The sequence below is a fragment of the Bacteroides faecis MAJ27 genome (genome assembly GCF_900106755.1).
Taxonomy (GTDB): Bacteria; Bacteroidota; Bacteroidia; order Bacteroidales; family Bacteroidaceae; genus Bacteroides; species Bacteroides faecis.
The window spans coordinates 66346-87670 of record NZ_FNNN01000012.1 but is presented as its reverse complement, the minus strand read 5'-3'; the positions used below and the strand labels follow the sequence as shown (position 1 = coordinate 87670).

The 21325-nt window shown below is 46.2% G+C and carries 21 protein-coding genes; 15 read left to right on the top strand and 6 right to left on the bottom strand.

Going from position 1 to position 21325, the window contains the following annotated elements:
• Positions 1-85 precede the first annotated feature (85 nt).
• From BLW31_RS11995 to BLW31_RS11980, 3 genes are all read left to right on the top strand, one after another.
• On the top strand, positions 86-736 hold the full coding sequence (locus BLW31_RS11995) for an HAD family hydrolase (RefSeq protein ID WP_010538203.1): 651 nt from the start codon (positions 86-88) through the stop codon (positions 734-736).
• A 318-nt stretch (positions 737-1054) separates the two neighbouring features.
• Complete coding sequence (gene panB / locus BLW31_RS11985) at positions 1055-1876, top strand: 3-methyl-2-oxobutanoate hydroxymethyltransferase (protein ID WP_010538201.1); 822 nt, start codon at positions 1055-1057, stop codon at positions 1874-1876.
• Between the two features lie 8 nt (positions 1877-1884).
• The gene (locus BLW31_RS11980) at positions 1885-3042 is read left to right on the top strand and encodes an MFS transporter (protein WP_010538200.1); all 1158 of its coding nucleotides are present in this window, start codon (positions 1885-1887) and stop codon (positions 3040-3042) included.
• A 74-nt stretch (positions 3043-3116) separates the two neighbouring features.
• Here BLW31_RS11980 and BLW31_RS11975 read toward each other — a convergent pair whose 3' ends face one another.
• Positions 3117-5333: a RelA/SpoT family protein gene (locus BLW31_RS11975; protein WP_010538199.1), complete on the bottom strand. Its 2217-nt coding sequence runs from the start codon at positions 5331-5333 to the stop codon at positions 3117-3119.
• A gap of 106 nt (positions 5334-5439) precedes the next feature.
• Here BLW31_RS11975 and BLW31_RS11970 point away from each other — a divergent pair, with 106 nt between their 5' ends.
• The 5 genes from BLW31_RS11970 to BLW31_RS11950 all read left to right on the top strand — a co-directional run bounded on the left by BLW31_RS11970 (position 5440) and on the right by BLW31_RS11950 (position 11371).
• Positions 5440-6957, top strand: coding sequence for a DUF4301 family protein (locus tag BLW31_RS11970; protein ID WP_010538198.1), 1518 nt, complete (start codon positions 5440-5442; stop codon positions 6955-6957).
• A gap of 168 nt (positions 6958-7125) precedes the next feature.
• Complete coding sequence (locus BLW31_RS11965) at positions 7126-7749, top strand: chloramphenicol acetyltransferase (RefSeq protein ID WP_010538197.1); 624 nt, start codon at positions 7126-7128, stop codon at positions 7747-7749.
• 38 nt (positions 7750-7787) lie between these two features.
• Positions 7788-9116: an acyloxyacyl hydrolase gene (locus BLW31_RS11960; RefSeq protein ID WP_022302202.1), complete on the top strand. Its 1329-nt coding sequence runs from the start codon at positions 7788-7790 to the stop codon at positions 9114-9116.
• A gap of 50 nt (positions 9117-9166) precedes the next feature.
• Positions 9167-10333 (top strand): formate-dependent phosphoribosylglycinamide formyltransferase, encoded by a 1167-nt coding sequence (purT, locus tag BLW31_RS11955; protein ID WP_010538195.1) that lies wholly within the window; start codon positions 9167-9169, stop codon positions 10331-10333.
• Between the two features lie 99 nt (positions 10334-10432).
• The gene (locus BLW31_RS11950; RefSeq protein ID WP_010538194.1) at positions 10433-11371 is read left to right on the top strand and encodes an outer membrane beta-barrel protein; all 939 of its coding nucleotides are present in this window, start codon (positions 10433-10435) and stop codon (positions 11369-11371) included.
• A gap of 127 nt (positions 11372-11498) precedes the next feature.
• On the opposite strand, the gene BLW31_RS24470 is transcribed toward BLW31_RS11950, so the two are convergent.
• Genes BLW31_RS24470 through BLW31_RS11940 form a run of 3 tightly spaced genes read right to left on the bottom strand, consistent with a single transcriptional unit; the run spans position 11499 to position 12659 of the window.
• Complete coding sequence (locus BLW31_RS24470) at positions 11499-11600, bottom strand: smalltalk protein (RefSeq protein WP_157998590.1); 102 nt, start codon at positions 11598-11600, stop codon at positions 11499-11501.
• 57 nt (positions 11601-11657) lie between these two features.
• Positions 11658-12119 (bottom strand): N-acetylmuramoyl-L-alanine amidase, encoded by a 462-nt coding sequence (locus tag BLW31_RS11945; RefSeq protein WP_029425572.1) that lies wholly within the window; start codon positions 12117-12119, stop codon positions 11658-11660.
• 30 nt (positions 12120-12149) lie between these two features.
• Entirely contained in the window at positions 12150-12659 is a 510-nt protein-coding gene (locus tag BLW31_RS11940) for an HU family DNA-binding protein (protein WP_022302198.1), read from the bottom strand.
• Positions 12660-12929: 270 nt separating this feature from the next.
• On the opposite strand from BLW31_RS11940, the gene BLW31_RS11935 reads away from it, so the two are divergent.
• Positions 12930-13175, top strand: a complete 246-nt coding sequence (locus tag BLW31_RS11935) for a DUF4248 domain-containing protein (protein WP_010538191.1) — start codon at positions 12930-12932, stop codon at positions 13173-13175.
• 157 nt (positions 13176-13332) lie between these two features.
• On the opposite strand, the gene BLW31_RS11930 is transcribed toward BLW31_RS11935, so the two are convergent.
• Both BLW31_RS11930 and BLW31_RS11925 read right to left on the bottom strand, forming a co-directional pair.
• Positions 13333-15708: a DUF3987 domain-containing protein gene (locus tag BLW31_RS11930; protein ID WP_074759565.1), complete on the bottom strand. Its 2376-nt coding sequence runs from the start codon at positions 15706-15708 to the stop codon at positions 13333-13335.
• A gap of 96 nt (positions 15709-15804) precedes the next feature.
• Positions 15805-16281, bottom strand: coding sequence for a hypothetical protein (locus tag BLW31_RS11925; RefSeq protein WP_231945965.1), 477 nt, complete (start codon positions 16279-16281; stop codon positions 15805-15807).
• Positions 16282-17020: 739 nt separating this feature from the next.
• Here BLW31_RS11925 and atpD point away from each other — a divergent pair.
• The 6 genes from atpD to atpF all read left to right on the top strand — a co-directional run bounded on the left by atpD (position 17021) and on the right by atpF (position 21323).
• Positions 17021-18538 carry a F0F1 ATP synthase subunit beta gene (gene atpD / locus BLW31_RS11920; protein ID WP_010538188.1) on the top strand — a complete coding sequence of 506 codons (1518 nt, stop codon included), beginning with the start codon at positions 17021-17023 and terminating at the stop codon, positions 18536-18538.
• Positions 18539-18550: 12 nt separating this feature from the next.
• Positions 18551-18796 carry an ATP synthase F1 subunit epsilon gene (gene atpC / locus BLW31_RS11915; protein WP_010538187.1) on the top strand — a complete coding sequence of 82 codons (246 nt, stop codon included), beginning with the start codon at positions 18551-18553 and terminating at the stop codon, positions 18794-18796.
• A gap of 46 nt (positions 18797-18842) precedes the next feature.
• Positions 18843-19277 (top strand): hypothetical protein, encoded by a 435-nt coding sequence (locus tag BLW31_RS11910; RefSeq protein ID WP_010538186.1) that lies wholly within the window; start codon positions 18843-18845, stop codon positions 19275-19277.
• The gene (gene atpB, locus BLW31_RS11905; RefSeq protein ID WP_010538185.1) at positions 19261-20376 is read left to right on the top strand and encodes a F0F1 ATP synthase subunit A; all 1116 of its coding nucleotides are present in this window, start codon (positions 19261-19263) and stop codon (positions 20374-20376) included. Before BLW31_RS11910 ends, atpB begins: the two co-directional genes overlap by 17 nt.
• A gap of 116 nt (positions 20377-20492) precedes the next feature.
• A complete protein-coding gene (gene atpE, locus BLW31_RS11900) occupies positions 20493-20750 on the top strand; it encodes an ATP synthase F0 subunit C (protein ID WP_004295758.1) in 258 nt (85 codons plus the stop codon).
• 69 nt (positions 20751-20819) lie between these two features.
• Entirely contained in the window at positions 20820-21323 is a 504-nt protein-coding gene (gene atpF / locus BLW31_RS11895; protein ID WP_008761391.1) for a F0F1 ATP synthase subunit B, read from the top strand.
• Positions 21324-21325 lie beyond the last annotated feature (2 nt).

The following is a 21325-nucleotide window of genomic DNA, read 5'->3' as shown; positions in this document are numbered from 1 at the left end:
TATTTGCCTGATTCGATGATTATTCGGAACTTTGCACAATTCAATACACAAGGTTTAACGTTTTAGGTAAAAAGAAAGAGTAAGTATGGATACAACAAAGACAATTGCGGCACTGTTTGATTTCGATGGTGTCATCATGGATACGGAAACGCAGTACACTGTTTTCTGGGATGAACAAGGGCGTAAATATCTGAATGAACAAGACTTCGGACGCCGTATCAAGGGACAGACGCTGACCCAGATTTACGACAAATACTTCTCGGATCAGCCGGAGGCTCAGCAAGAGATTACAGCCGGGCTCAATGTCTTCGAGAAAAGCATGTCTTATGAATACATTTCCGGTGTGGAAGCCTTTATCGCCAATCTTCGGAATCACGGGGTGAAGATAGCTGTAGTCACCAGTTCCAACGAAGAGAAGATGCAAAACGTTTACAATGCCCATCCCGAATTTAAAGGAATGGTAGACCGTATCCTGACCGGAGAAATGTTTGCCCGCTCCAAACCGGCTCCCGACTGTTTCCTTCTCGGTATGGAAATATTCGGTGCTACTCCTGAAAACTCTTATGTGTTCGAAGACTCCTTCCACGGTCTGCAAGCCGGAATGACTTCCGGTGCTACCGTTATCGGTCTTGCCACTACCAATACAAGAGAGGCTATTACCGGAAAAGCACACTATATTATAGATGACTTTTCGGAAATGACCTTCGAACGGTTACTGACCATACATCGCAAATGATGAAAATCAGTATACAGCAGTGCACGTAATGCTTTATGCTATCTGCGTGCACCTCTGCCTTATCTCATCAGCTTATGCCTTTTTCATTTTCAATTCTCTTTTTTATTTGGTTTGAATCATGAATCCCCTGATTCATATAGAGAAAAAACAGTTCAAAATTCCTTTTGTTTTTTGTCGGAGTCTTTATCTTGAGTGATTCTTTTTCGTTTTCTTTCTCACTTATGGAAGAAATGTTATAACTTTGCCCCAATTTTTGATAACGTTCGCGTTGTCAGAAGCTCTTTATCTTTTAATTATTAATTTAAAATTTGAAAAGACATGGCTGGTTATATATCAGATGACACAAGAAAGGTGACTACTCATCGCTTGGTTGAAATGAAACAGAGAGGCGAAAGAATATCTATGCTTACTTCTTATGATTACACGATGGCACAAATCGTAGATGGTGCGGGAATGGATGTGATTCTGGTGGGCGACTCCGCTTCTAATGTAATGGCAGGTAACGTGACTACATTGCCTATTACTCTTGATCAGATGATTTATCACGCAAAATCAGTCGTACGTGGCGTAAAACGTGCTATGGTCGTAGTCGATATGCCTTTCGGATCTTATCAGGGAAACGAAATGGAAGGTCTTGCTTCTGCCATCCGCATAATGAAGGAAAGTCATGCCGATGCTTTGAAACTGGAAGGTGGAGAAGAAATCATCGGTACGGTGAAACGCATTATCAGCGCAGGTATTCCGGTGATGGGCCATTTGGGGTTGATGCCTCAGTCTATTAATAAATATGGTACTTATACAGTGCGTGCCAAAGACGAGAGCGAGGCTGAAAAGCTGATTCGCGATGCCCATCTTCTCGAAGAGGCAGGTTGCTTTGCCATCGTGCTCGAAAAGATTCCGGCAACTTTGGCTGAACGGGTAGCTTCGGAATTGACGATACCTATTATCGGTATTGGTGCCGGTGGTCATGTAGACGGACAAGTGTTGGTCATCCAGGATATGCTTGGAATGAACAATGGATTCCGTCCCCGCTTCTTACGTCGGTATGCAGACCTTTACACAGTGATGACTGATGCGATCAGCCGTTATGTGTCCGACGTGAAGAATTGCGACTTCCCCAACGAGAAGGAACAATATTAAAACAATATATGGCAGTTAAATTGTGGACAGTTCATTTTATGCGGATATGCGTAGCTAATTTGCTGTTGTTTATCTCTTTGTATATCCTGTTTCCGGTGCTTTCCGTTGAGATGGCCGACCGTCTTGGGGTACCGGTAGCACAGACAGGGGTTATCTTTCTTTTTTTTACATTGGGAATGTTCCTTATCGGTCCGTTCCATGCTTATCTCGTAGATGCCTACAAGCGTAAGTACATGTGTATGTTCTCTTTTGCCCTGATGGTAGCGGCAACGGCAGGATATACCTTTGTGACCAATGTAACGGAACTTGTCTTGTTGAGCACCGTACAAGGATTGGCTTTTGGAATTGCTACCACCGCAGGAATCACACTTGCCATTGATATAACGAACGCTACACTTCGCAGTGCCGGAAATGTCAGCTTTTCCTGGATGGCACGTCTGGGGATGATTATCGGTGTTGTTCTGGGTGTCTGGCTCTATCAGAGCTATTCATTTAAAAACCTGCTGTCCGTGTCGGTGATCACCGGAATAGCAGGTGTTTTGATGGTAGCCGGAGTATATGTGCCTTTCCGTGCCCCGATCGTTACCAAGCTCTATTCCTTCGACCGCTTCCTGCTGTTGCGGGGATGGGTACCTGCTATCAACATGATTCTGATTACTTTCGTACCGGGATTGTTGATTCCGCTCGTACATCCTTTCCTCAACGATTTCGTACTGGGGAATAGAGGAATACCCATCCCATTCTTTGTCGGTACAGGAGCCGGATACCTTGCCTCCTTGTTGCTGGCACGTCTGTTTGTTCTGAAGGATAAGACATGGCGGCTGGTGCTTGTAGGAATGATACTGGAGATTGTAGCTATCACTCTGTTGGCTTCCGGTTTTCCGGTAGGTGTTCCTTCCATCCTTCTTGGATTAGGTTTGGGACTGGTGATGCCGGAGTTTCTGGTCATGTTTGTGAAGCTGTCCCATCATTGTCAGCGAGGTACGGCAAATACCACTCATCTGTTGGCCAGCGAAGTCGGATTCTCATCCGGAATAGCCGTTGCGTGCTATTTCGATCTGGAAGCAGATAAGATGCTTTATACCGGACAAGTAGTAGCTGTGATCGCTTTGATTTTCTTTATACTGGTTACTTATCCTTATTATAAGAACAAGAAAGTAAGATGATTTAAATGAAGAATGAAGAATTACTTTGCAGCATAATAGCGCAGCCCATTCTTCATTCCTCATTCTTCATTTTTTTAGTTTCTGCTTACCTGTTTTACTCCTTTCACTGTCCTCAACTTCTTGATGAGTGCTTCCAGTCGTCCGGTATCACCTACCATTACCGTTAGTGTTCCGGAGAATAATCCGTCGTTGGAATCGATTCCGATGGATCGCAGACTGATTCCATTCTCTTTAGAAATGATAGAGGTAATATTGGTAACAATCCCAATATCATCGTGACCTACCACACGCAGTGTGATAGGATACTGTGTGCCGACTGATTTTCCTGCCCAACGTGCTTTTACAATCCGGTATCCGAACCGTTCGCGCATCTGATTGGCATTCGGACAGTCCGCCCGATGAATTTTGATACCTCCGCTTACTGTCACAAATCCGAATACATCATCTCCGTAAATCGGATTGCAGCATTTGGCAAGTTTAAATTCCAGTCCTTTCAGATTCTGATCGATGACAAGCACATCCTCTTTGGAGGTGACCTCTTCTTGTGTTGTCTGCAAATTATATCCTTCGGCACTGCGATAAACGATCTCATCATGCGTGTCATTGTCCCGTCTCTGCTGTTCGAGGTATTTATCCAGAATATCGTTGACATCCAGTGTCTCATCTGCAATCTTCTGATAAAACTCTGTCACATTTTTGAAGCCCAGACGCTTGATAAGACGCATCATCGTAGCTTCGTCATATTCCATCTTCCGGTTTTTGAACTTCCGTTCCAATGTCTCTTTGGCGAAATCGTGCTGGCGTGCTACCATCTCCTTAAGTGCCTGACGTATCTTGGTGCGGGCTTTGGAAGTCGTCACGATGTTCAGCCAGTCCTGCTTCGGAGTCTGGGTATTCGACGTCATGATTTCCACCTGATCACCGCTGTTCAGTTTCTGCTTTAACTGTACGTTCTTGCCGTTTACTTTTGCTCCGATACACTTGCATCCCAGTTTACTATGAATATGGAAAGCGAAATCGAGTACGGTAGCCCCTTTGGCAAGCTTGAACAAGTCTCCTTTCGGTGTGAATACGAATACTTCATCTTCGTAAAGGTCCATTTTAAACTGGTCCATCACTTTCAAAGAGTCGTTATCTGCATTTTCAAGAGCTTCGCGTACTGAAGTCAGCCATTCGTCCAGTCCTGTTTCACCTTTGATGCCTTTGTATCTCCAGTGTGCGGCGAGTCCCCGTTCTGCGATCTCATCCATTCGCCGGGTACGAATCTGTACTTCCACCCATCTGCCTTCCGGCCCCATCACAGTGATATGCAACGATTCGTAACCGTTGCTTTTCGGAATTGAAAGCCAGTCCCGCAAACGTTTCGGGTTGGGCTGATACATATCCGTAACGATAGAATATACCTGCCAGCATTCCTGCTTCTCTTTAGCCGGGTCCGGTTCGGAATCCAGAATGATACGGATAGCGAACAAGTCATAAATTCCTTCGAACGGAGTCTTCTGTTTCTGAATCTTGTTCCAGATGGAATGAATCGATTTGGTACGTCCTTTGATGTCGAACTTCAATCCGGCTTCCTTTACCTTCTTCTGGATAGGGTCGATAAAGGAGGCGATATACTTATCACGGGAAGCCTTCGTTTCGTTGAGCTTCTCCTTTATATAATAGTAAGTTTCCCGCTGTGTATATTTCAGCGACAAGTCTTCCAGTTCCGATTTCAGCTTGTAAAGTCCCAGCTTGTGTGCCAGCGGAGCATACAGATAAGCTGCTTCGTTCGCCACCTTTACCCGGTCTTCTTCGTTGCCTGTATCCTTGATCTGGCGCATCACGTTCACACGGTCTGCAATCATGATCAGAATGACGCGCATATCTTCGGCAAAAGAGAGCAGGAGATTGCGGAAGTTTTCCGATTCAATCGCCGGACTTTTGGAGTACAGTTCGTTTGTTTTCACCAGTCCTTTGATGATACTGCCTACATCTTCGCCATATTCGGCATTCACATCCTCAATCGACAGGATATGTGCCTTCACGATTTCGTGAAGCATAATGCTGATGAGACACGAACCTTTCATTCCGATTTCTTCGGCTACGATAACCGCCGTTTGTAAATCTCTGATGACGGGATTCATCCCGAAGTTATTGCGTTGCAGCCCGTTACATTGGGCAGCTTTGATAAGATGTTTCTTTAATTTTTGGCAATCCTTCCAGAAAATCGTATCTCCGGCAGATTGCAACAGATGCCTGTAGAGTGAAAAAAGCTCCTTCTTTTCCTCTGATGTAAAAAAGTCGTCCATATTCAATCTTGTTAATTCGACGTAAAATTACTTTTTTTCCCGGTTATTCGGCAAGAAGTAAATAACATTTTGTATTTTTGGGCATCAATTAATAAAAATAGATATTATGATAACGACACAGGACAAAGAGTTGCTTGCCAAGAAAGGCATCACGGAAGCGCAGATAGCAGAACAGCTGGCTTGCTTCCAGACAGGTTTTCCTTATTTGAAACTGGATGCTGCCGCTTCCATAGAAAAAGGCATATTGGCTCCTGACGCAGAAGAACAAAAAGTATATCTGGCTGCATGGGATGCTTATAAAAATACGGATAAGATCATCGTGAAGTTTGTTCCTGCTTCGGGCGCTGCCAGTCGTATGTTCAAGAATCTGTTCGAGTTTCTGTCCGCAGAGTATGACAAACCTACTACAAAGTTTGAGCAGGCATTCTTCGACGGAATCAAGGATTTTGCTTTCTATGACGACTTGAATGTAGCTTGTCAGCGTACAGCCGGAAAAGATATTCCGGGATTGATGGAAGAAGGTAATTACAAAGCTGTAGTAGCTGCCCTTCTCGAAACTGCCGGACTCAACTACGGAGCACTTCCGAAAGGTCTGCTCAAATTCCATAAATATCCCGAAGGTTCACGTACTCCGCTTGAAGAACACCTTGCCGAAGGTGCTATGTATGCAGCCGGAAAGAGTGGCAAAGTCAATGTACACTTCACCGTTTCTACCGAACACCGTGAACTCTTCAAGAAACTGGTGGAAGAGAAAGCCGCGGCATTCGGCAAACGTTATGGAGTAGACTATTACATTACCTTCTCCGAGCAGAAACCGAATACCGATACCATCGCCGCCGATATGGATAACCAACCGTTCCGTGACAACGGCAAACTCCTGTTCCGTCCGGGTGGTCACGGTGCGCTGATCGAGAACCTTAACGATCTCGATGCCGACATTATCTTCATCAAGAATATCGACAACGTAGTACCCGATAAACTGAAAGCCGACACCGTTACTTATAAGAAACTGATTGCCGGCGTACTCGTGTCCTTGCAGAAGAAGGCATTCGAATACCTCGAATTGCTCGACAGTGGAAAGTATACACATGAGCAAATCATGGAAATTCTCCAGTTCCTGCAAAAACAACTTTTCTGCAAGAATCCCGAAACGAAGAACCTCGAAGATGCCGAACTGGTGATCTACCTGAAGAGCAAACTGAACCGTCCGATGCGTGTATGCGGTATGGTGAAGAATGTAGGCGAGCCGGGTGGCGGTCCGTTCCTTGCTTATAACAGAGACGGAACTATCTCCCTGCAAATCCTCGAAAGCTCTCAGATCGATATGAACGATCCTGCCAAAAAGGAAATGTTCGAAAAGGGTACGCACTTCAATCCGGTAGACTTGGTTTGTGCCGTACGTGACTATAAAGGTCACAAGTTCGATCTGGTGAAATACGTAGATAAAGCGACAGGCTTCATCTCTTATAAATCGAAGAACGGAAAAGACCTGAAAGCTCTAGAACTCCCCGGTTTGTGGAATGGTGCTATGAGTGACTGGAATACCGTATTCGTAGAAGTCCCTCTGACCACTTTCAATCCGGTGAAGACAGTGAACGACCTGTTGCGTGAACAGCATCAGTAAGAAGATACCGCGTTTGATTGATGAAATATGTAGTTAGGCACGGATTACGCGGATTACACGGATAAAGAGTTGGGTTCTATATAAAAATAGGATCATAAAAGAAATCCGTGTAATCCGCGTAATCCGTGCCTAAATCTAATTGCAACATAATTTTAAAGAGTGTTTAGGATGAATCAGATAGAAAAGATCATCGACCTTGCTACATGGAACAGAAAAGAGCATTTTGAGCATTTCAGCGCATTCGATGATCCCTTTTTCGGAGTGACGGTCCATGTAGACTGCACCCGTTCTTATGAGGAGGCAAAAGCAAAAGGCGTTTCCTTCTCCCTTTTACTACTACATCGTATTATCACTGCCGCAAGCAAAGTCGAAGAATTCCGTTACCGTATCGAAGGAGACAAAGTGGTCTGCTATGACAGTCTGCTTCCCGAAGCGACGGTAGGGCGTGCCGATCACACGTTCTCTTTTGCCGCCTTTGAGTATGATCCGGATGAACTCACTTTTATTCGCAAGGCAAAAGCCGAAATGGAGAGGCTGCAAGGTACCACCGGGCTCAATAAAGGAGGTACTTTCCATCCCAATGCCATTCATTACTCAGCTGTTCCCTGGCTGGTCTTTACCGACATGAAGCACCCCACAAATATGCGTTCGGGTGATAGTGTCCCCAAAATATCTACCGGAAAATACTTTCGGGAAGGCGAGAAACTGATGCTTCCCATTTCCGTCACTTGTCATCACGGACTGATGGATGGTTATCATGTTGCCAAATTTATTGAAACGCTTGATTTATGAAACTGTCAGGAGGCCCCGGAGACTAATATGTCGACACTATGAGAAACGCGATTGAGAGATGGAAAGCCATCGTTCTTTGTTCCGTTATGTTTTGCCTGCCGGAAGTTGTTCTGGCAGAGCAAGGAACTTCCTGTGACAGTGTACCGCACCCATCCGGATATGCTGAAAACCTTTTGCGCAGCGGAAGTTATTCAAGATATCCGGAACTCACGGAAAACGTGGGAAGTGCCGGAGTATACATCCCGCATCGTTTCATCCATCGTTTGGGGATAGAGGCCCGTCCGCAATATGTATTTCCTACCAATCCTTTCCTGCAAGGAGAGAACGAGCGTTGGAAGCCGGTTCAGGCATCGTTTGCCGCTCATCTGAAGTACTCGTTCAAGTTTCGTCCCAACACTTGTGCCGACCGTATTTACGGTGGAGCTTATCAAGGCGTCGGTGTATCTTTTTCGACTTTTGGAGATAAGAAACAGTTGGGCGATCCTTTCTCTTTCTATGTATTTCAAGGCGCCCGGATCGCTCGTTTCTCCTCCCGTGTCTCGCTCAATTATGAGTGGAATTTCGGTCTGTCCGCCGGATGGAAGCCTTATGACAATTACTATAACACCTATAATGGTGCTGTCGGGTCACGGATGAATGCCTATATCAATGCCGGAGTGTATGTGAATTGGGCGTTTTCCCGTTATTTCGATCTTATAGTCGGAGGTGATTTCACTCATTTCTCCAATGGCAACACTAAATATCCGAATGCGGGAATCAATACTACCGGAGCTAAGATCGGAGTCGTTTACAATTTCAACCGTACGGAAGAAGACCTTTCAAAACCGTTTTGTCAGCCTGTTGTTACCCGTTTTCCCCGTCACATCAGTTATGATGTCGTGCTGTTCGGGTCATGGCGTCGGAAAGGCGTGTGGGTAGGCGAGAAGCAGATAGCGTCTCCCAATGCATATCCGGTTGCCGGATTCAATTTCGCTCCGATGTATAACCTGAGTTATAAGTTGCGTGTAGGTGCTTCGCTGGACGGTGTCTATGATGGCAGTGCCAATGTATACAGAGAAGAATATGGGAGCGGCAGCTCTACCCGTGAGTTTCTGAAACCGGGCATTCAGCACCAATTGGCTTTGGGACTTTCGGCGCGTGCAGAGTATGTGATGCCTTATTTTACGATTGGGGTCGGCATGGGAGCCAATGTGCTCAGTCGTGGAGATATGAGAGGCTTTTATCAGATTCTTGCATTGAAAATAGACATCACCCGCAGCTCCTTCCTTCACATCGGATATAATTTGCAGGACTTCCAGACACCTAACTATCTGATGCTCGGACTCGGTTTCCGTTTTCACAATAAATATCCGAAGGTGCGTCATTAATAAAAAGAAATATACTAATTTTGCATCACTAACATAAAACACTCAAAATAATGAAGAAAATACTGTTGCTCGGTTCCGGAGAATTAGGAAAGGAATTTGTGATCTCTGCACAGCGCAAAGGTCAGTATATCATTGCTTGTGACTCTTATGCCGGAGCACCTGCTATGCAAGTTGCCGATGAATTTGAAATATTCGACATGCTGAACGGTGAAGAATTGGAACGTGTTGTAGAAAAGCATCATCCGGATATCATCGTTCCGGAGATTGAGGCCATCCGTACGGAACGCTTGTATGATTTCGAAAAGGAAGGTATTCGGGTAGTGCCCAGTGCCCGTGCTGTCAACTTTACGATGAACCGTAAGGCAATACGCGACCTTGCCGCTAAGGAACTCGGACTGAAAACAGCCAGATATTTCTATGCCAAGACACTGGACGAGCTGAAAGCGGCAGCCGCTAAAATCGGTTTCCCTTGCGTTGTTAAACCGTTGATGTCTTCTTCCGGCAAAGGACAGTCCCTTGTCAAGAGTGCCGATGAACTTGAACATGCCTGGGAATACGGATGCAGCGGTAGCCGTGGTGATATCCGCGAATTGATTATCGAAGAATTTATCAAGTTCGACAGCGAAATCACTCTGCTTACAGTTACGCAGAAAAACGGACCTACACTGTTTTGTCCTCCCATCGGGCACGTACAGAAAGGGGGAGACTACCGCGAGAGCTTCCAACCGGCACACATCGACCCTGCACATTTGAAAGAAGCCGAAGAAATGGCTGAAAAAGTAACCCGTGCCCTGACAGGTGCCGGACTTTGGGGAGTAGAGTTCTTCCTGAGTCACGAAAACGGGGTCTACTTCTCTGAACTTTCTCCGCGTCCGCATGATACCGGTATGGTAACATTGGCAGGAACACAGAACCTGAATGAGTTTGAACTTCACCTGCGCGCCGTGCTCGGTTTGCCTATCCCCGGCATCAAGCAGGAACGGATCGGTGCAAGTGCCGTCATCCTTTCTCCGATTGCGAGCCAGGAACGTCCCCAATATCGTGGCATGGAAGAAGTAACGAAAGAAGAAGACACTTATCTGCGCATCTTCGGCAAACCGTTTACCCGTGTCAACCGCCGTATGGGAGTCGTGCTTTGCTATGCGCCGCTGAACGCCGATCTGGATGCGTTGCGTGATAAAGCGAAACGAATTGCGGGGAAGGTAGAAGTATACTAAATAAAACAAACAAGAGTGGGTCAAAAGCAAAATTCACTATCCTTTTGCTTTTGATTCTCTCTCTTATTATATTCCTTTATATAGCTAATAATGAAAAACATGAAAGAGACTAAACTATTAGCAGTTACTGCTATTCTATTACTGACTTCCTGTTCGCCTAAAGTGGTCACTCATATTGTAAGAACCTATCCGAATCCCGTTCCGGCAGATTCGGTTTATGTCATCGAACCGGGAGATACAGTTCCCAACACAGCCGAAACACTCGGAAGTGTTTCTGTTGTAGACCGGGGTACATCTAGAAATTGCCGATACGATCAAGTGCTGCGTCTGGCACAAGAAGCCACCGGAAAGAACGGTGGAAACGGGCTCGCCATTACCGAACATGTGAAACCTTCTTTTTGGGGAAGTTCCTGCCATCAAATCAACGCTTTAATGCTTCACCTGACGGATACGAAGGTGAATGCTACCGAAGGAAATCCTGTGCAAGACATGATCGATCTTGGCCGGGTGGCTGTGAGAGAAGAAAAGGAAAAGCGGAGAGCACCCGCCAACACGTTCGAAGCGAGCTTCGGGTATGGTTGGGTGACCAGCAAGATGTACGATGTCAACGGTGCGGCCTTAGACTCGAAAGGAGGAATCGAGTGGAAGCTCGGCTACGAATATACGTGGAGCAACGGTATGGGAATCGGACTGCAATATTCCGGTTTCAGAAAGTCTTTTTCCGATGGAGGAGATATGACGCTTTCTTATATAGCTCCGGAGTGGGTAGGCCGCTCGAAGTTCGACAGATGGATCTTAAAATCGGGGCTTGGAATGGGTGTTTTCCTTTATCATGATCCCCTCTACAATGCTGCCGGATTCGGTTTTCATGCCATGGTGGGAGTGGAGTATATGCTTTCCGCCAATTGGGGGCTCGGTCTGACCCTGAACGGGGTTAGCGGCAGTATGCCCAAGCAGGACTGGATGCTGCTGAAAGAAGATGAACGTTGTGGAATCACCCGCTTTAATCTGCTGGGCGGGTTGCGTTACTACTTCTGAATCTAACTCCTTTTTTCAGGAAGAATATCAACGTTTATACTGTACTTGGATATAAAAAAAGAGAGAGGGCAGAAGTCTGAAACTGCATCCTCTCTCTCACGTTTATAACATTGTTATTTCTCTGGTCTTACAGATTGATCGCATTACCGCCCAACGCTCCTAGCACTGCCGAAGCTACTGCGATGACTACTTTCAAAATGGTATCCAAAAGGGATCTCTTGACTGCCATAACTTTACACACCTCCTTTCCGACTCTTAAAATGATTGATTACTAAGTGAATCATTACTAAATGCTTGGTTGCTCCTGAAAACTTTCCTCCTTTACCTCAAAGCATGGACACGCTTTGATCCACTCTTCCGGTTCGACCTCTCCATTCCCGTTACGGTCCGGTGACAAGTCACGATGACCGCACACCCGGCAACCGGGAAATTTCGCTTGCAACTGATGCACCAGCAGCCGGAGTGCTGCCCGCTGTTCCGGCGTCCGGGTATCTGCCGGGCGTCCCCGGCAGTCCAGCCCGCCTTCGTAGCAAATTCCGATACTCTCCGCATTAAATCCGCGTACATGCGCTCCGATTCGCTCAATAGGGCGGGTGAGAAGTGTTGTGCCGTCCTTGCGGATATAGTAGTGATAGCCTGTTCCGTTGAATCCACGGCGGCGGTGCATCGTGTCCAGATCAAAGGCTGTCAGTTCCTTGTCTTCACGGGTGGCGGAACAGTGAATCACGATCAGACTGATCTTTCTCATGCCTGTTGTACGGTTCATGACCTGCTGCCGCTATACGGTTGGGTCCGGAGCTTCCTCGTCGCCTCCGCCACCTTCGTTTCCACCGCCGCCGGGTTTGTTGTCTTCGCCTGATCCGTCACCTTTCTTCTTTTTCGGAGCTTCGAGGTCGAGAAACTCGATCTTGTCACCGGCACGGGTGGACGTCAGGTTGGGACGGACGCTGCTGGAAGGACGGAAGTTGATTTGTATAGACTTGATATTCTTCACCGTACAGTCTTCTTTGGTGGTTGCTCCCGACGTATGGGCAGAGAGGCTGAATACGCCGAAGTCTCTGATATTAACTGATTTTCCGTCGAAGAGCGCCGCCCGCATTGCTTCCACATAGTTGGTCAGCACGCTTTGGATATCGCCCAGAGAGAGGGAACTCTTGTCTTTCATGATGTAGGCGATGCTGTCGAGGTCTACACTTTGCCCCATCGTCACCAGTTGGGGGTGGTACTTCAGCACCCCGTCAATTTTTCTCGGGTCTTTGCGACCCACTCTTTTAAATGGTATTGCCATGATGATAAATTAAAGTTTATAGATTAATGATTACAGATTGTTGTTTTGACAATCAGTGTCGGGAGAGAGAATGAGCTCTGTTTCTTTCTTTCGATGTGTCAAAGATACTCTGATTTTCCGGGGTAGTTGTATGTACTTTATCGTACTTTGTGTTACTTTTATACAGATCGTATTTACTTTGTTTTCAATTGATTTTATTTTACTTGTTTCCTTGTGTGCGCGAATATGTTTTAGTATATTTGGAGTACGAAAGAACTTAATAACAACGATATGAAAACAGAAAGAGAAGAGGCGGAAGAAAAGCCGTTTGTTATTCGTCCGTATTTGAAGTCGGAGCTGGCTCATAAATACAATCCACATTTGCCATTGATTTATGCCATGCAGAAACTACGGGGATGGATCAGGAATAATAAAGAACTTAATGATGCCATGTATAGCGGTGGGGAAGGGAAAAACGATCATGCTTATAGTACCAGGCAGGTCAGGCTGATCGTGAAGTTTCTCGATGAGCCGTGAATTTGTTTTTCGATGAGTCATCCGTCTGCAAGGAGGAAAATAAATTAGCTATTAGCATATTTCGATTAGCTATTAGCTAATTTGTTTTTGCTAATAGCTAATCCTGATTTGCTGATAGGGCTTATTTCAAAGTCCAGTAAAGTCCGGAAAATCCATATTAGATTTTCAGAATATACGAACCGTGAGCTAATTTGCTGATTCTCCCTGCTTTAATGCCTTTGTTTAATAAGTAATAAACGGTGCTTCTTGAGAGGTTCAATTCCTCTCCCGAAGTACATGCTTCTTGGGCTGAAAAACTCTTTTTGAGTTTCGCCAGAAGTCGCGAGAGATTATCGGGCGATTGTAGCGGTTTTGTATCTTCGGCAGAGCTTTTTACCGAAGTACTGACCAGTTTGCTATGTTCGAAGCAACACAGCACGATGGCGAGCGCCGCTTTGAAATGCTCGTCCGAGCAGTATATTTCGGGCACTTCCATTCTCATGGTTGCTTTGTCGATGGCGGAGAAAATGCAGCAGATGCGTGCCGTTATCACTCCATAACGTTTCACCACACCCAGCAGGTCATCATTACCTAGCAGGTCCGTATCTTTGAGCAGTTGTGTGAAAACCCGGTTGAACTCTCTTTTCTGTGTATCTGTCAGCTTTACTTCCGTAGGAGAATCTTTCAGGAATAAAGCCATCTGTGCGAAGCGCATGGACAACTCGTTAAAGAGATCGTCTGCACGCACCTTTTCCTCTGCAAACACATCCTGCCATGCCGCCGGAAGTCTGAAGGTATTGATCAGAAAGCGGTTGTACAGTCCTGTCTCCATGGTTGGGATGAATAGAATGAGACTGGAGGGAGTGCCGGTGAGAAAAGCCGACAGGGAGGGATATTCGACTTTCAGCGGATGTCGTCCGTTGATTTTGTAAGACGAACTGATCAGCTCGTGCTCGAATGCCTTGCAGAGGATGTCGTCGAAGTGCCCGTAATCTTGGTTGCGGGCTGTGCTGACGCTGCTGGCTTCGGTACTGGTGAGCAGGGAAGAACAACTTTGGTTGTTGATGAGGTGAGTGATGAGCTGCGCCCGGCTGATGTCGGCAGGGATAAGCGGAAATGCCAGCTTCGGTTCCTCCGGTTCGTCCGGCAGGTTAGTGGCGGCAGTATTCTTTTTGCGTGCCGCCTGCAAGGAGAGGGTGTAGTCTCTGAGTGCTTTCTTGTATTCCTTTTCGATCTTCAGGCTTTGCTTCTCCCAATACTCACAGTAGTGCTTGTGCAGGCGGATTCCGTAGCCGATGAGATTCTTGTTGGCACCGGAGGAAGCTACGACGATGCAGTAGATGTTCGGCTGATAATTCCGTCGGTTGTAGCGGATGTTTACGCTGGGGAGCATACTGCTTATAGTGGTAATGCATGACAACAATAGTCCGTCCCTTTCACGCTCGTCTCTTGCGATGGAGACGCACTCTTTAAAGATGGCGGGAATGAAATCGTAAATTTCGCCAGGAAAGGTCGGAGTATGTTCTCTGAGCTCTTCTCCGATGATTTCATCCTCCTTTTCTGCCGGATTCTCGTTTTCTGAAAGTCCTATAGGAGACTTTTGGACTTTACTGGAATTTGACGGAGGATTTTCGAAACTTTCCGTCTCTTCCGCAGTCATTACATTCTGGTAAGCTGATTTTACAGTACGTGCGATTTCGGATTCGCGGAAGCTGTCTTCTTCCAGGGTGCGAACCAATTCGGTGGTCAGTTCGTTACGTTCGATGCCGCGTTTGCAGGCAGCGCAACTGAGCCGGAAAACGGTTCCGTTCCGGTCGCCCGTTGCGGCAGGGTAGAGGGTGAGGTATGACTGTACGAAGGGAACGGCAGAAATCCGGTTGCCCGCCTTTGCAGGCGGATGTCCGTTGGAGAAAGAGACGGGAGTGTAGGTGGTGTCAGAACTGGAAGTGTCGGGAGTGTGGGTGATGCGTGGAGTGAGCGCACCGTTCGGCAGAAAGCCGTTGACGGCCTTCGCGTCACCGTTGTAGTATGCTTCCGGGTCGTAGGAACCGAAACAAGGATGAGTGATATCCTTGCATTTTCCGTCAGTCTCTACACCGAGAACGATGGAAACGAGCTTTGCCGTTGCTTCGTAAATGGCAGGATAATCATTTGCTCCGTCGATTTCTATACGAATAAACAGCTTTACCCCACGTCCGGAAATGCTGATAAACGCTCCCAGCACATATTCGAGGAGGCAGGCACGTACGAAAATATCCTTTGTCTGTTCGTCCGTATGGTCGATGTCGATGCAGAGTGCGAGTGATAGGGAGGTAAGGTTGTTTTTTGCGTGTCCCTTGTGGCATACGCCTGCGGGGATGACGCATGCCATGCTGTCTTTGATGGTTTGTGCATCGTGTTTGCGGTCTTTTGCCAAACAATTGCGGTGGCCTTCTACGGGCACTTTCCAATATCCGTTGCGCACCATTGCGAAAAAATCTTCTATGGAAATAGCTGTGGAAGATTTACTCCAAGTGTTGGTAAACAGTGACACTTGGTACATGAACTTTCTCATTTAAAATCAAATATTTTAGTTGCCGGAAGCGGGTGGTGTAGTTATCACGGGCTTCCGGCTGCAAAAATACAACTTTCGTTTTTCTTACCACATCGACTATTTTGACTGTTCTCTATTCCAATCGTCCCATTGGTCTTTCACCATTTCCTCCAGTTTTCCCAGACAGCTCTTGTAGGCTATGGCATGCCTCGGAGAGCGTTCGTCGCGGATTTCGATGCAATGGAACAGCCGTTTCAGCAAGTCCGGACAGCGTGGCATCAACGGTATCTGTTTGATGATCCGTTCTTCTTTGTTGCACTCTTTGATGTCTTTCTCCTGTACGGATTTCCAAATAAACTGTTGCTTGAAAATTTCTTTTGCAAGTGCTTCAAGTAATTCATTTTGAGTAAATAAGATGGGGAATCCGGATAGGTGACATTGAGAGATATCATCTGCTGTCAACGGATTACCTGCTTCATCTACCATCGTTACGTTTAACGTAAAGTTGCCGATTTTTTCGGCAAAAGCCAAAAGGTTTTTTTTACCATAATTTTTAGGATTAATAACGCTGCAAATTTCTTCTTTTTTTATCACATAGAATACTTTATGCTTATTTATCTTCTTCCATTTCTTCCCAATGCGGCAAAATTCTTGAAGTAACGTACCCTCTTGCCGGCTTGCCATACATACAACAGCACATGGTTTAAATTAGCTTTCCCCAAATGCACTTTTTATCTTTGTTAAGGAAGAATAGAAAAAAGGGGAAGAGGAAGGCTGAAATCGTTTACTGTCAGGAAAGCTTCGTGAATGGCTGTTTTTCTTTTGTGCTCGAACACAAAACTAGTTGTCTGCGCTACTATTTTATCTCTTCTATAAGTGTTTGAATATAACCGTTGAAGAAGAAAACTAAGGGGTAAAATGTAGTTTTCTGATATTTTATAAGCAACAGTCGTGTTTTTCTGTGTAATCGTAATTGAAACAGGTCTGTATTGGTGTGTTTGTAGCCATTGTTGGTCTAATAAGTGTTATTGAACGACAAATAATGAAAAAGGAAGAACAACGATGCCAATTTGTTTCTACATTTGCGCAGTTGTTTATTTAACCATTTCTTTGAAACGCCTGCAAAGCGGTTGTAGAATGCCTGTAAAACATCTGTAAAACGTGGAAAGCAGTTGTAAAAAAGAAAATGTTAAAAAGAAATAGGGCGTGATTGAACAAAAGCTAAATTTAACTGTTTAGTATAATAGATTAAAGTAGATAAAACGCGAAACGTTCCTTGTCATGCTACTAAATTCGATAGGAAAAGAAAGAATAATATAAATAAAGATTGCTTATGTCACAGATTATCGGACATATCTCACAGGTAATCGGTCCTGTGGTTGACGTGTACTTTGAAGGCTCGGATGCAGAGTTAATGCTGCCAAGCATTCACGACGCACTGGAGATAAAGAGGCCAAACGGCAAAATACTGGTTGTAGAAGTTCAGCAACACATCGGCGAAAATACGGTTCGTACCGTGGCTATGGACAGTACCGACGGACTACAGCGCGGCATGAAGGTGTATCCCACCGGAGGCCCGATCACGATGCCGATAGGCGAACAGATTAAAGGACGACTGATGAACGTAGTGGGTGACTCTATCGACGGCATGAAGGCTCTCGATCGTACAGGTGCCTATTCCATCCACCGTGACCCTCCCAAATTTGAAGATTTGACAACTGTGCAAGAAGTACTCTTCACTGGTATCAAAGTAATCGACCTGCTCGAACCGTATGCCAAAGGTGGTAAAATCGGACTCTTTGGCGGTGCCGGTGTAGGAAAGACAGTGCTTATCCAGGAACTTATCAATAATATTGCCAAGAAACATAACGGATTCTCCGTATTTGCCGGAGTAGGCGAGCGTACCCGTGAAGGTAACGACTTGCTGCGTGAAATGATCGAGTCGGGCGTTATCCGCTACGGCGAGGCTTTCAAGGAAAGTATGGAGAAGGGAGACTGGGATCTTTCAAAAGTAGACTATAACGAACTGGAAAAGTCGCAGGTATCCTTGATTTTCGGTCAGATGAACGAACCTCCGGGCGCACGTGCTTCTGTGGCATTGTCCGGACTGACGGTGGCGGAGTCTTTCCGTGATGCCGGTAAGGAGGGCGAGAAACGTGATATCCTGTTCTTTATTGATAATATTTTCCGTTTCACGCAGGCAGGTTCGGAAGTTTCGGCTCTGTTGGGACGTATGCCTTCCGCCGTTGGTTATCAGCCGACGCTTGCCACGGAAATGGGTGCGATGCAGGAACGTATCACTTCTACCCGAAAAGGCTCTATCACCTCCGTACAGGCGGTGTACGTGCCTGCGGACGACTTGACGGACCCTGCTCCTGCAACGACTTTCAGCCATCTGGACGCGACTACCGTGCTCGACCGTAAGATTACGGAGCTGGGTATTTATCCGGCTGTCGACCCGTTGGCTTCTACCTCCCGTATCCTCGACCCGCACATCGTGGGACAGGAACACTACGATGTGGCGCAGCGTGTGAAACAGATCTTGCAGCGCAACAAGGAATTGCAGGATATTATCTCTATTCTCGGTATGGAGGAACTTTCGGAAGAAGACAAGCTGGTAGTGAACCGTGCGCGCCGTGTGCAGCGTTTCCTTTCACAGCCGTTTGCCGTTGCCGAGCAGTTTACAGGCGTTCCGGGTGTGATGGTAGGTATCGAAGATACGATCAAAGGATTCAGAATGATTCTCGACGGTGAAGTAGACTACCTCCCCGAACAGGCATTCCTGAATGTAGGTACCATTGAAGAAGCGATAGAGAAAGGCAAGAATTTGCTGGAACAAGCGAAAAAATAAAAAAAGAATAGGATGAAAGAACTGCATTTGAGTATCGTATCGCCCGAAAAGAGCGTATTCGACGGAGAAGTGAAGATTGTCACACTGCCGGGAACGGTAGGATCGTTTTCTATCCTGCCGGGACATGCGCCTATCGTTTCATCGCTGAAAGCGGGAACGTTGGCTTATACTACGATGGACGACGAGGAGCATACACTGGATATTCAGGGTGGTTTTGTAGAAATGAGTGACGGGGCGGCTTCGGTGTGCGTCTCGTAGCGAAAAGACGAGATAGATTATACGTACAGCAGAAAAACACAATGACATGGTGAACATTAGTAAGACTAAACGGAATTTTATCGGGCTGAATACGCTGTTTGCAATACTGAGCGGAGCGGCGGGTGCACTGATCTTGCATATTGCCCTGCCGGGGCATTATTTCGGAGGATATCCGTTTATACCGGTTTATTTCTATATTTTCGGTTTGTTCAGTATTTATATGTTCGATGCGTGTCGGCGGCATGCTCCGCAGAAGATGTTGCTGCTCTATCTGGCCATGAAAATGATGAAGATGATTCTTTCGCTGATTCTGCTGCTGATCTATTGTCTGGCAGTGCGCGAAGAAGCCAGAGCTTTCTTGCTGACATTTATCTCGTTCTATCTGCTGTATCTGATATATGAAACGTGGTTCTTCTTCTCCTTTGAAGTGAACCTGAAACGGAAAAAGAAAAATAAGAATAAAAATGAAACAGTTGCGTAACATAGTAGCTCCGATATTTCTGCTCTGCCTGATGGCGGTAGCCAGTCTGCCGGCCTTAGCACAGGAACAGCAGGAAGATGTGACCCCGCAGGAGCAGAAGGAGAATACGGTCAATGTAAAAGAGATCGTGTTCGGACATATTGGCGACTCATACGAATGGCATATCACAACGTGGGGTAAAACGCACATTACTATACCATTACCTATCATTGTTTATAGTTCTGCTACAGGTTGGCACACGTTCCTTTCTTCCCGTCTTGCTGAGAATGGCGGCACGTATGAAGGGCTTTCCATTGCTCCCGAAGGAAGTAAGTATGAAGGCAAGCTGGTAGAGTACAATGCAGCCGGAGAGCAGGTTCGCCCGTGGGATATTTCCATAACGAAAGTGACGTTTGCTCTGTTGTTCAACAGTGTGCTATTGCTGGTAATTGTGCTGAGTGTGGCGCACTGGTACAGGAAACGTCCGCAGGGGGCATTGGCACCGGGCGGCTTCATCGGATTCATGGAAATGTTTATCATGATGGTGAACGACGATATCATCAAGAGCTGTGTCGGACCCAACTACCGGAAGTTCGCTCCGTATCTGCTGACTGCGTTTTTCTTCATTTTCATTAATAACATCATGGGGTTGATTCCGTTCTTCCCCGGAGGTGCGAACGTGACGGGAAACATTGCGATCACGATGGTGCTTGCTATCTGTACCTTCCTTGCAGTCAATATCTTCGGAACCAAGCATTACTGGAAAGATATCTTCTGGCCGGATGTGCCTTGGTGGCTGAAAGTGCCTGTACCGATGATGCCTTTCATCGAGTTCTTCGGCATCTTCACCAAACCGTTTGCCTTGATGATCCGTCTCTTTGCCAATATGCTGGCGGGACACATGGCTATGCTGGTACTGACTTGCCTGATCTTTATATCGGCAAGCATGGGACCTGCGCTCAACGGTACGCTGACGGTGGCTTCCGTCCTGTTCAACATCTTTATGAACGCGCTTGAACTGTTGGTAGCTTTCATCCAGGCATACGTATTTACCATGCTTTCGGCAGTGTTTATCGGACTGGCACAGGAAGGCGCAAAGGTGAAGGCAGAGGATCAATGAACTGAATAAAAAAGAATAGAATGCGATGAATACGTAAAACATACGATTTACGGAACAAACGCGAATAGAGAGCAAATAAATAAACGAGAAAATAAACCATTTTAAAACTGAAAATTATGTTACTATCAGTATTGTTACAAGCCACTGCAGCAGCAGTAGGAGTAAGTAAATTAGGTGCAGCTATCGGTGCAGGTCTTGCAGTAATCGGAGCTGGTTTGGGTATTGGTAAGATTGGTGGTTCGGCTATGGAAGCTATCGCACGCCAGCCGGAAGCCTCGGGTGACATCCGTATGAATATGATTATCGCCGCCGCCTTGATCGAAGGTGTGGCTTTGTTGGCGGTAGTGGTATGTCTGTTGGTGTTCTTCCTCTAATGGATTTCAGTGCTGAAATGTTCAGCTGCGAAATCGTAAATTGTAATTTGTAAAATTGTAAATAAAATTATGTCATTACTATTACCTGATAGTGGCCTGTTGTTCTGGATGTTTGTCGCATTCGGGGTTGTGTTCGTGATATTGGCAAAATACGGTTTTCCCATCATCATCAAGATGGTGGAAGGCCGTAAAACCTATATCGATCAGTCCTTGGAGGTGGCAAGAGAAGCCAACGCCCAGTTAGCTCATTTGAAGGAGGAGGGCGAGGCGCTTGTGGCTGCTGCCAACAAGGAACAAGGACGGATCTTGAAGGAAGCAATGGAAGAACGTGACAAGATTGTTCATGAGGCCCGTAAGCAAGCAGAGATAGCTGCGCAAAAGGAGCTTGACGCAGTGAAACAACAAATCCAGATAGAGAAAGACGAAGCTATCCGTGACATCCGTCGCCAGGTAGCCGTGCTTTCTGTCGATATCGCCGAGAAGGTGCTCCGTAAGAACCTTCAGGACAAAGAATCCCAGATGGGTATGATCGACCGGATGCTGGATGAAGTATTAACCCCTAATAAGAACTAAGT

What these genes read in the sequence shown, in the direction of transcription:
- BLW31_RS11995 (WP_010538203.1), top strand. Translation starts at nt 86, where the DNA reads ATGGATACAACAAAGACAATTGCGGCACTGTTTGATTTCGATGGTGTC.
- panB (WP_010538201.1), top strand. Translation starts at nt 1,055, where the DNA reads ATGGCTGGTTATATATCAGATGACACAAGAAAGGTGACTACTCATCGC.
- BLW31_RS11980 (WP_010538200.1), top strand. Translation starts at nt 1,885, where the DNA reads ATGGCAGTTAAATTGTGGACAGTTCATTTTATGCGGATATGCGTAGCT.
- BLW31_RS11975 (WP_010538199.1), bottom strand. Translation starts at nt 5,333, where the DNA reads ATGGACGACTTTTTTACATCAGAGGAAAAGAAGGAGCTTTTTTCACTC.
- BLW31_RS11970 (WP_010538198.1), top strand. Translation starts at nt 5,440, where the DNA reads ATGATAACGACACAGGACAAAGAGTTGCTTGCCAAGAAAGGCATCACG.
- BLW31_RS11965 (WP_010538197.1), top strand. Translation starts at nt 7,126, where the DNA reads ATGAATCAGATAGAAAAGATCATCGACCTTGCTACATGGAACAGAAAA.
- BLW31_RS11960 (WP_022302202.1), top strand. Translation starts at nt 7,788, where the DNA reads ATGAGAAACGCGATTGAGAGATGGAAAGCCATCGTTCTTTGTTCCGTT.
- purT (WP_010538195.1), top strand. Translation starts at nt 9,167, where the DNA reads ATGAAGAAAATACTGTTGCTCGGTTCCGGAGAATTAGGAAAGGAATTT.
- BLW31_RS11950 (WP_010538194.1), top strand. Translation starts at nt 10,433, where the DNA reads ATGAAAGAGACTAAACTATTAGCAGTTACTGCTATTCTATTACTGACT.
- BLW31_RS24470 (WP_157998590.1), bottom strand. Translation starts at nt 11,600, where the DNA reads ATGGCAGTCAAGAGATCCCTTTTGGATACCATTTTGAAAGTAGTCATC.
- BLW31_RS11945 (WP_029425572.1), bottom strand. Translation starts at nt 12,119, where the DNA reads ATGAGAAAGATCAGTCTGATCGTGATTCACTGTTCCGCCACCCGTGAA.
- BLW31_RS11940 (WP_022302198.1), bottom strand. Translation starts at nt 12,659, where the DNA reads ATGGCAATACCATTTAAAAGAGTGGGTCGCAAAGACCCGAGAAAAATT.
- BLW31_RS11935 (WP_010538191.1), top strand. Translation starts at nt 12,930, where the DNA reads ATGAAAACAGAAAGAGAAGAGGCGGAAGAAAAGCCGTTTGTTATTCGT.
- BLW31_RS11930 (WP_074759565.1), bottom strand. Translation starts at nt 15,708, where the DNA reads ATGAGAAAGTTCATGTACCAAGTGTCACTGTTTACCAACACTTGGAGT.
- atpD (WP_010538188.1), top strand. Translation starts at nt 17,021, where the DNA reads ATGTCACAGATTATCGGACATATCTCACAGGTAATCGGTCCTGTGGTT.
- atpC (WP_010538187.1), top strand. Translation starts at nt 18,551, where the DNA reads ATGAAAGAACTGCATTTGAGTATCGTATCGCCCGAAAAGAGCGTATTC.
- BLW31_RS11910 (WP_010538186.1), top strand. Translation starts at nt 18,843, where the DNA reads ATGGTGAACATTAGTAAGACTAAACGGAATTTTATCGGGCTGAATACG.
- atpB (WP_010538185.1), top strand. Translation starts at nt 19,261, where the DNA reads ATGAAACAGTTGCGTAACATAGTAGCTCCGATATTTCTGCTCTGCCTG.
- atpE (WP_004295758.1), top strand. Translation starts at nt 20,493, where the DNA reads ATGTTACTATCAGTATTGTTACAAGCCACTGCAGCAGCAGTAGGAGTA.
- atpF (WP_008761391.1), top strand. Translation starts at nt 20,820, where the DNA reads ATGTCATTACTATTACCTGATAGTGGCCTGTTGTTCTGGATGTTTGTC.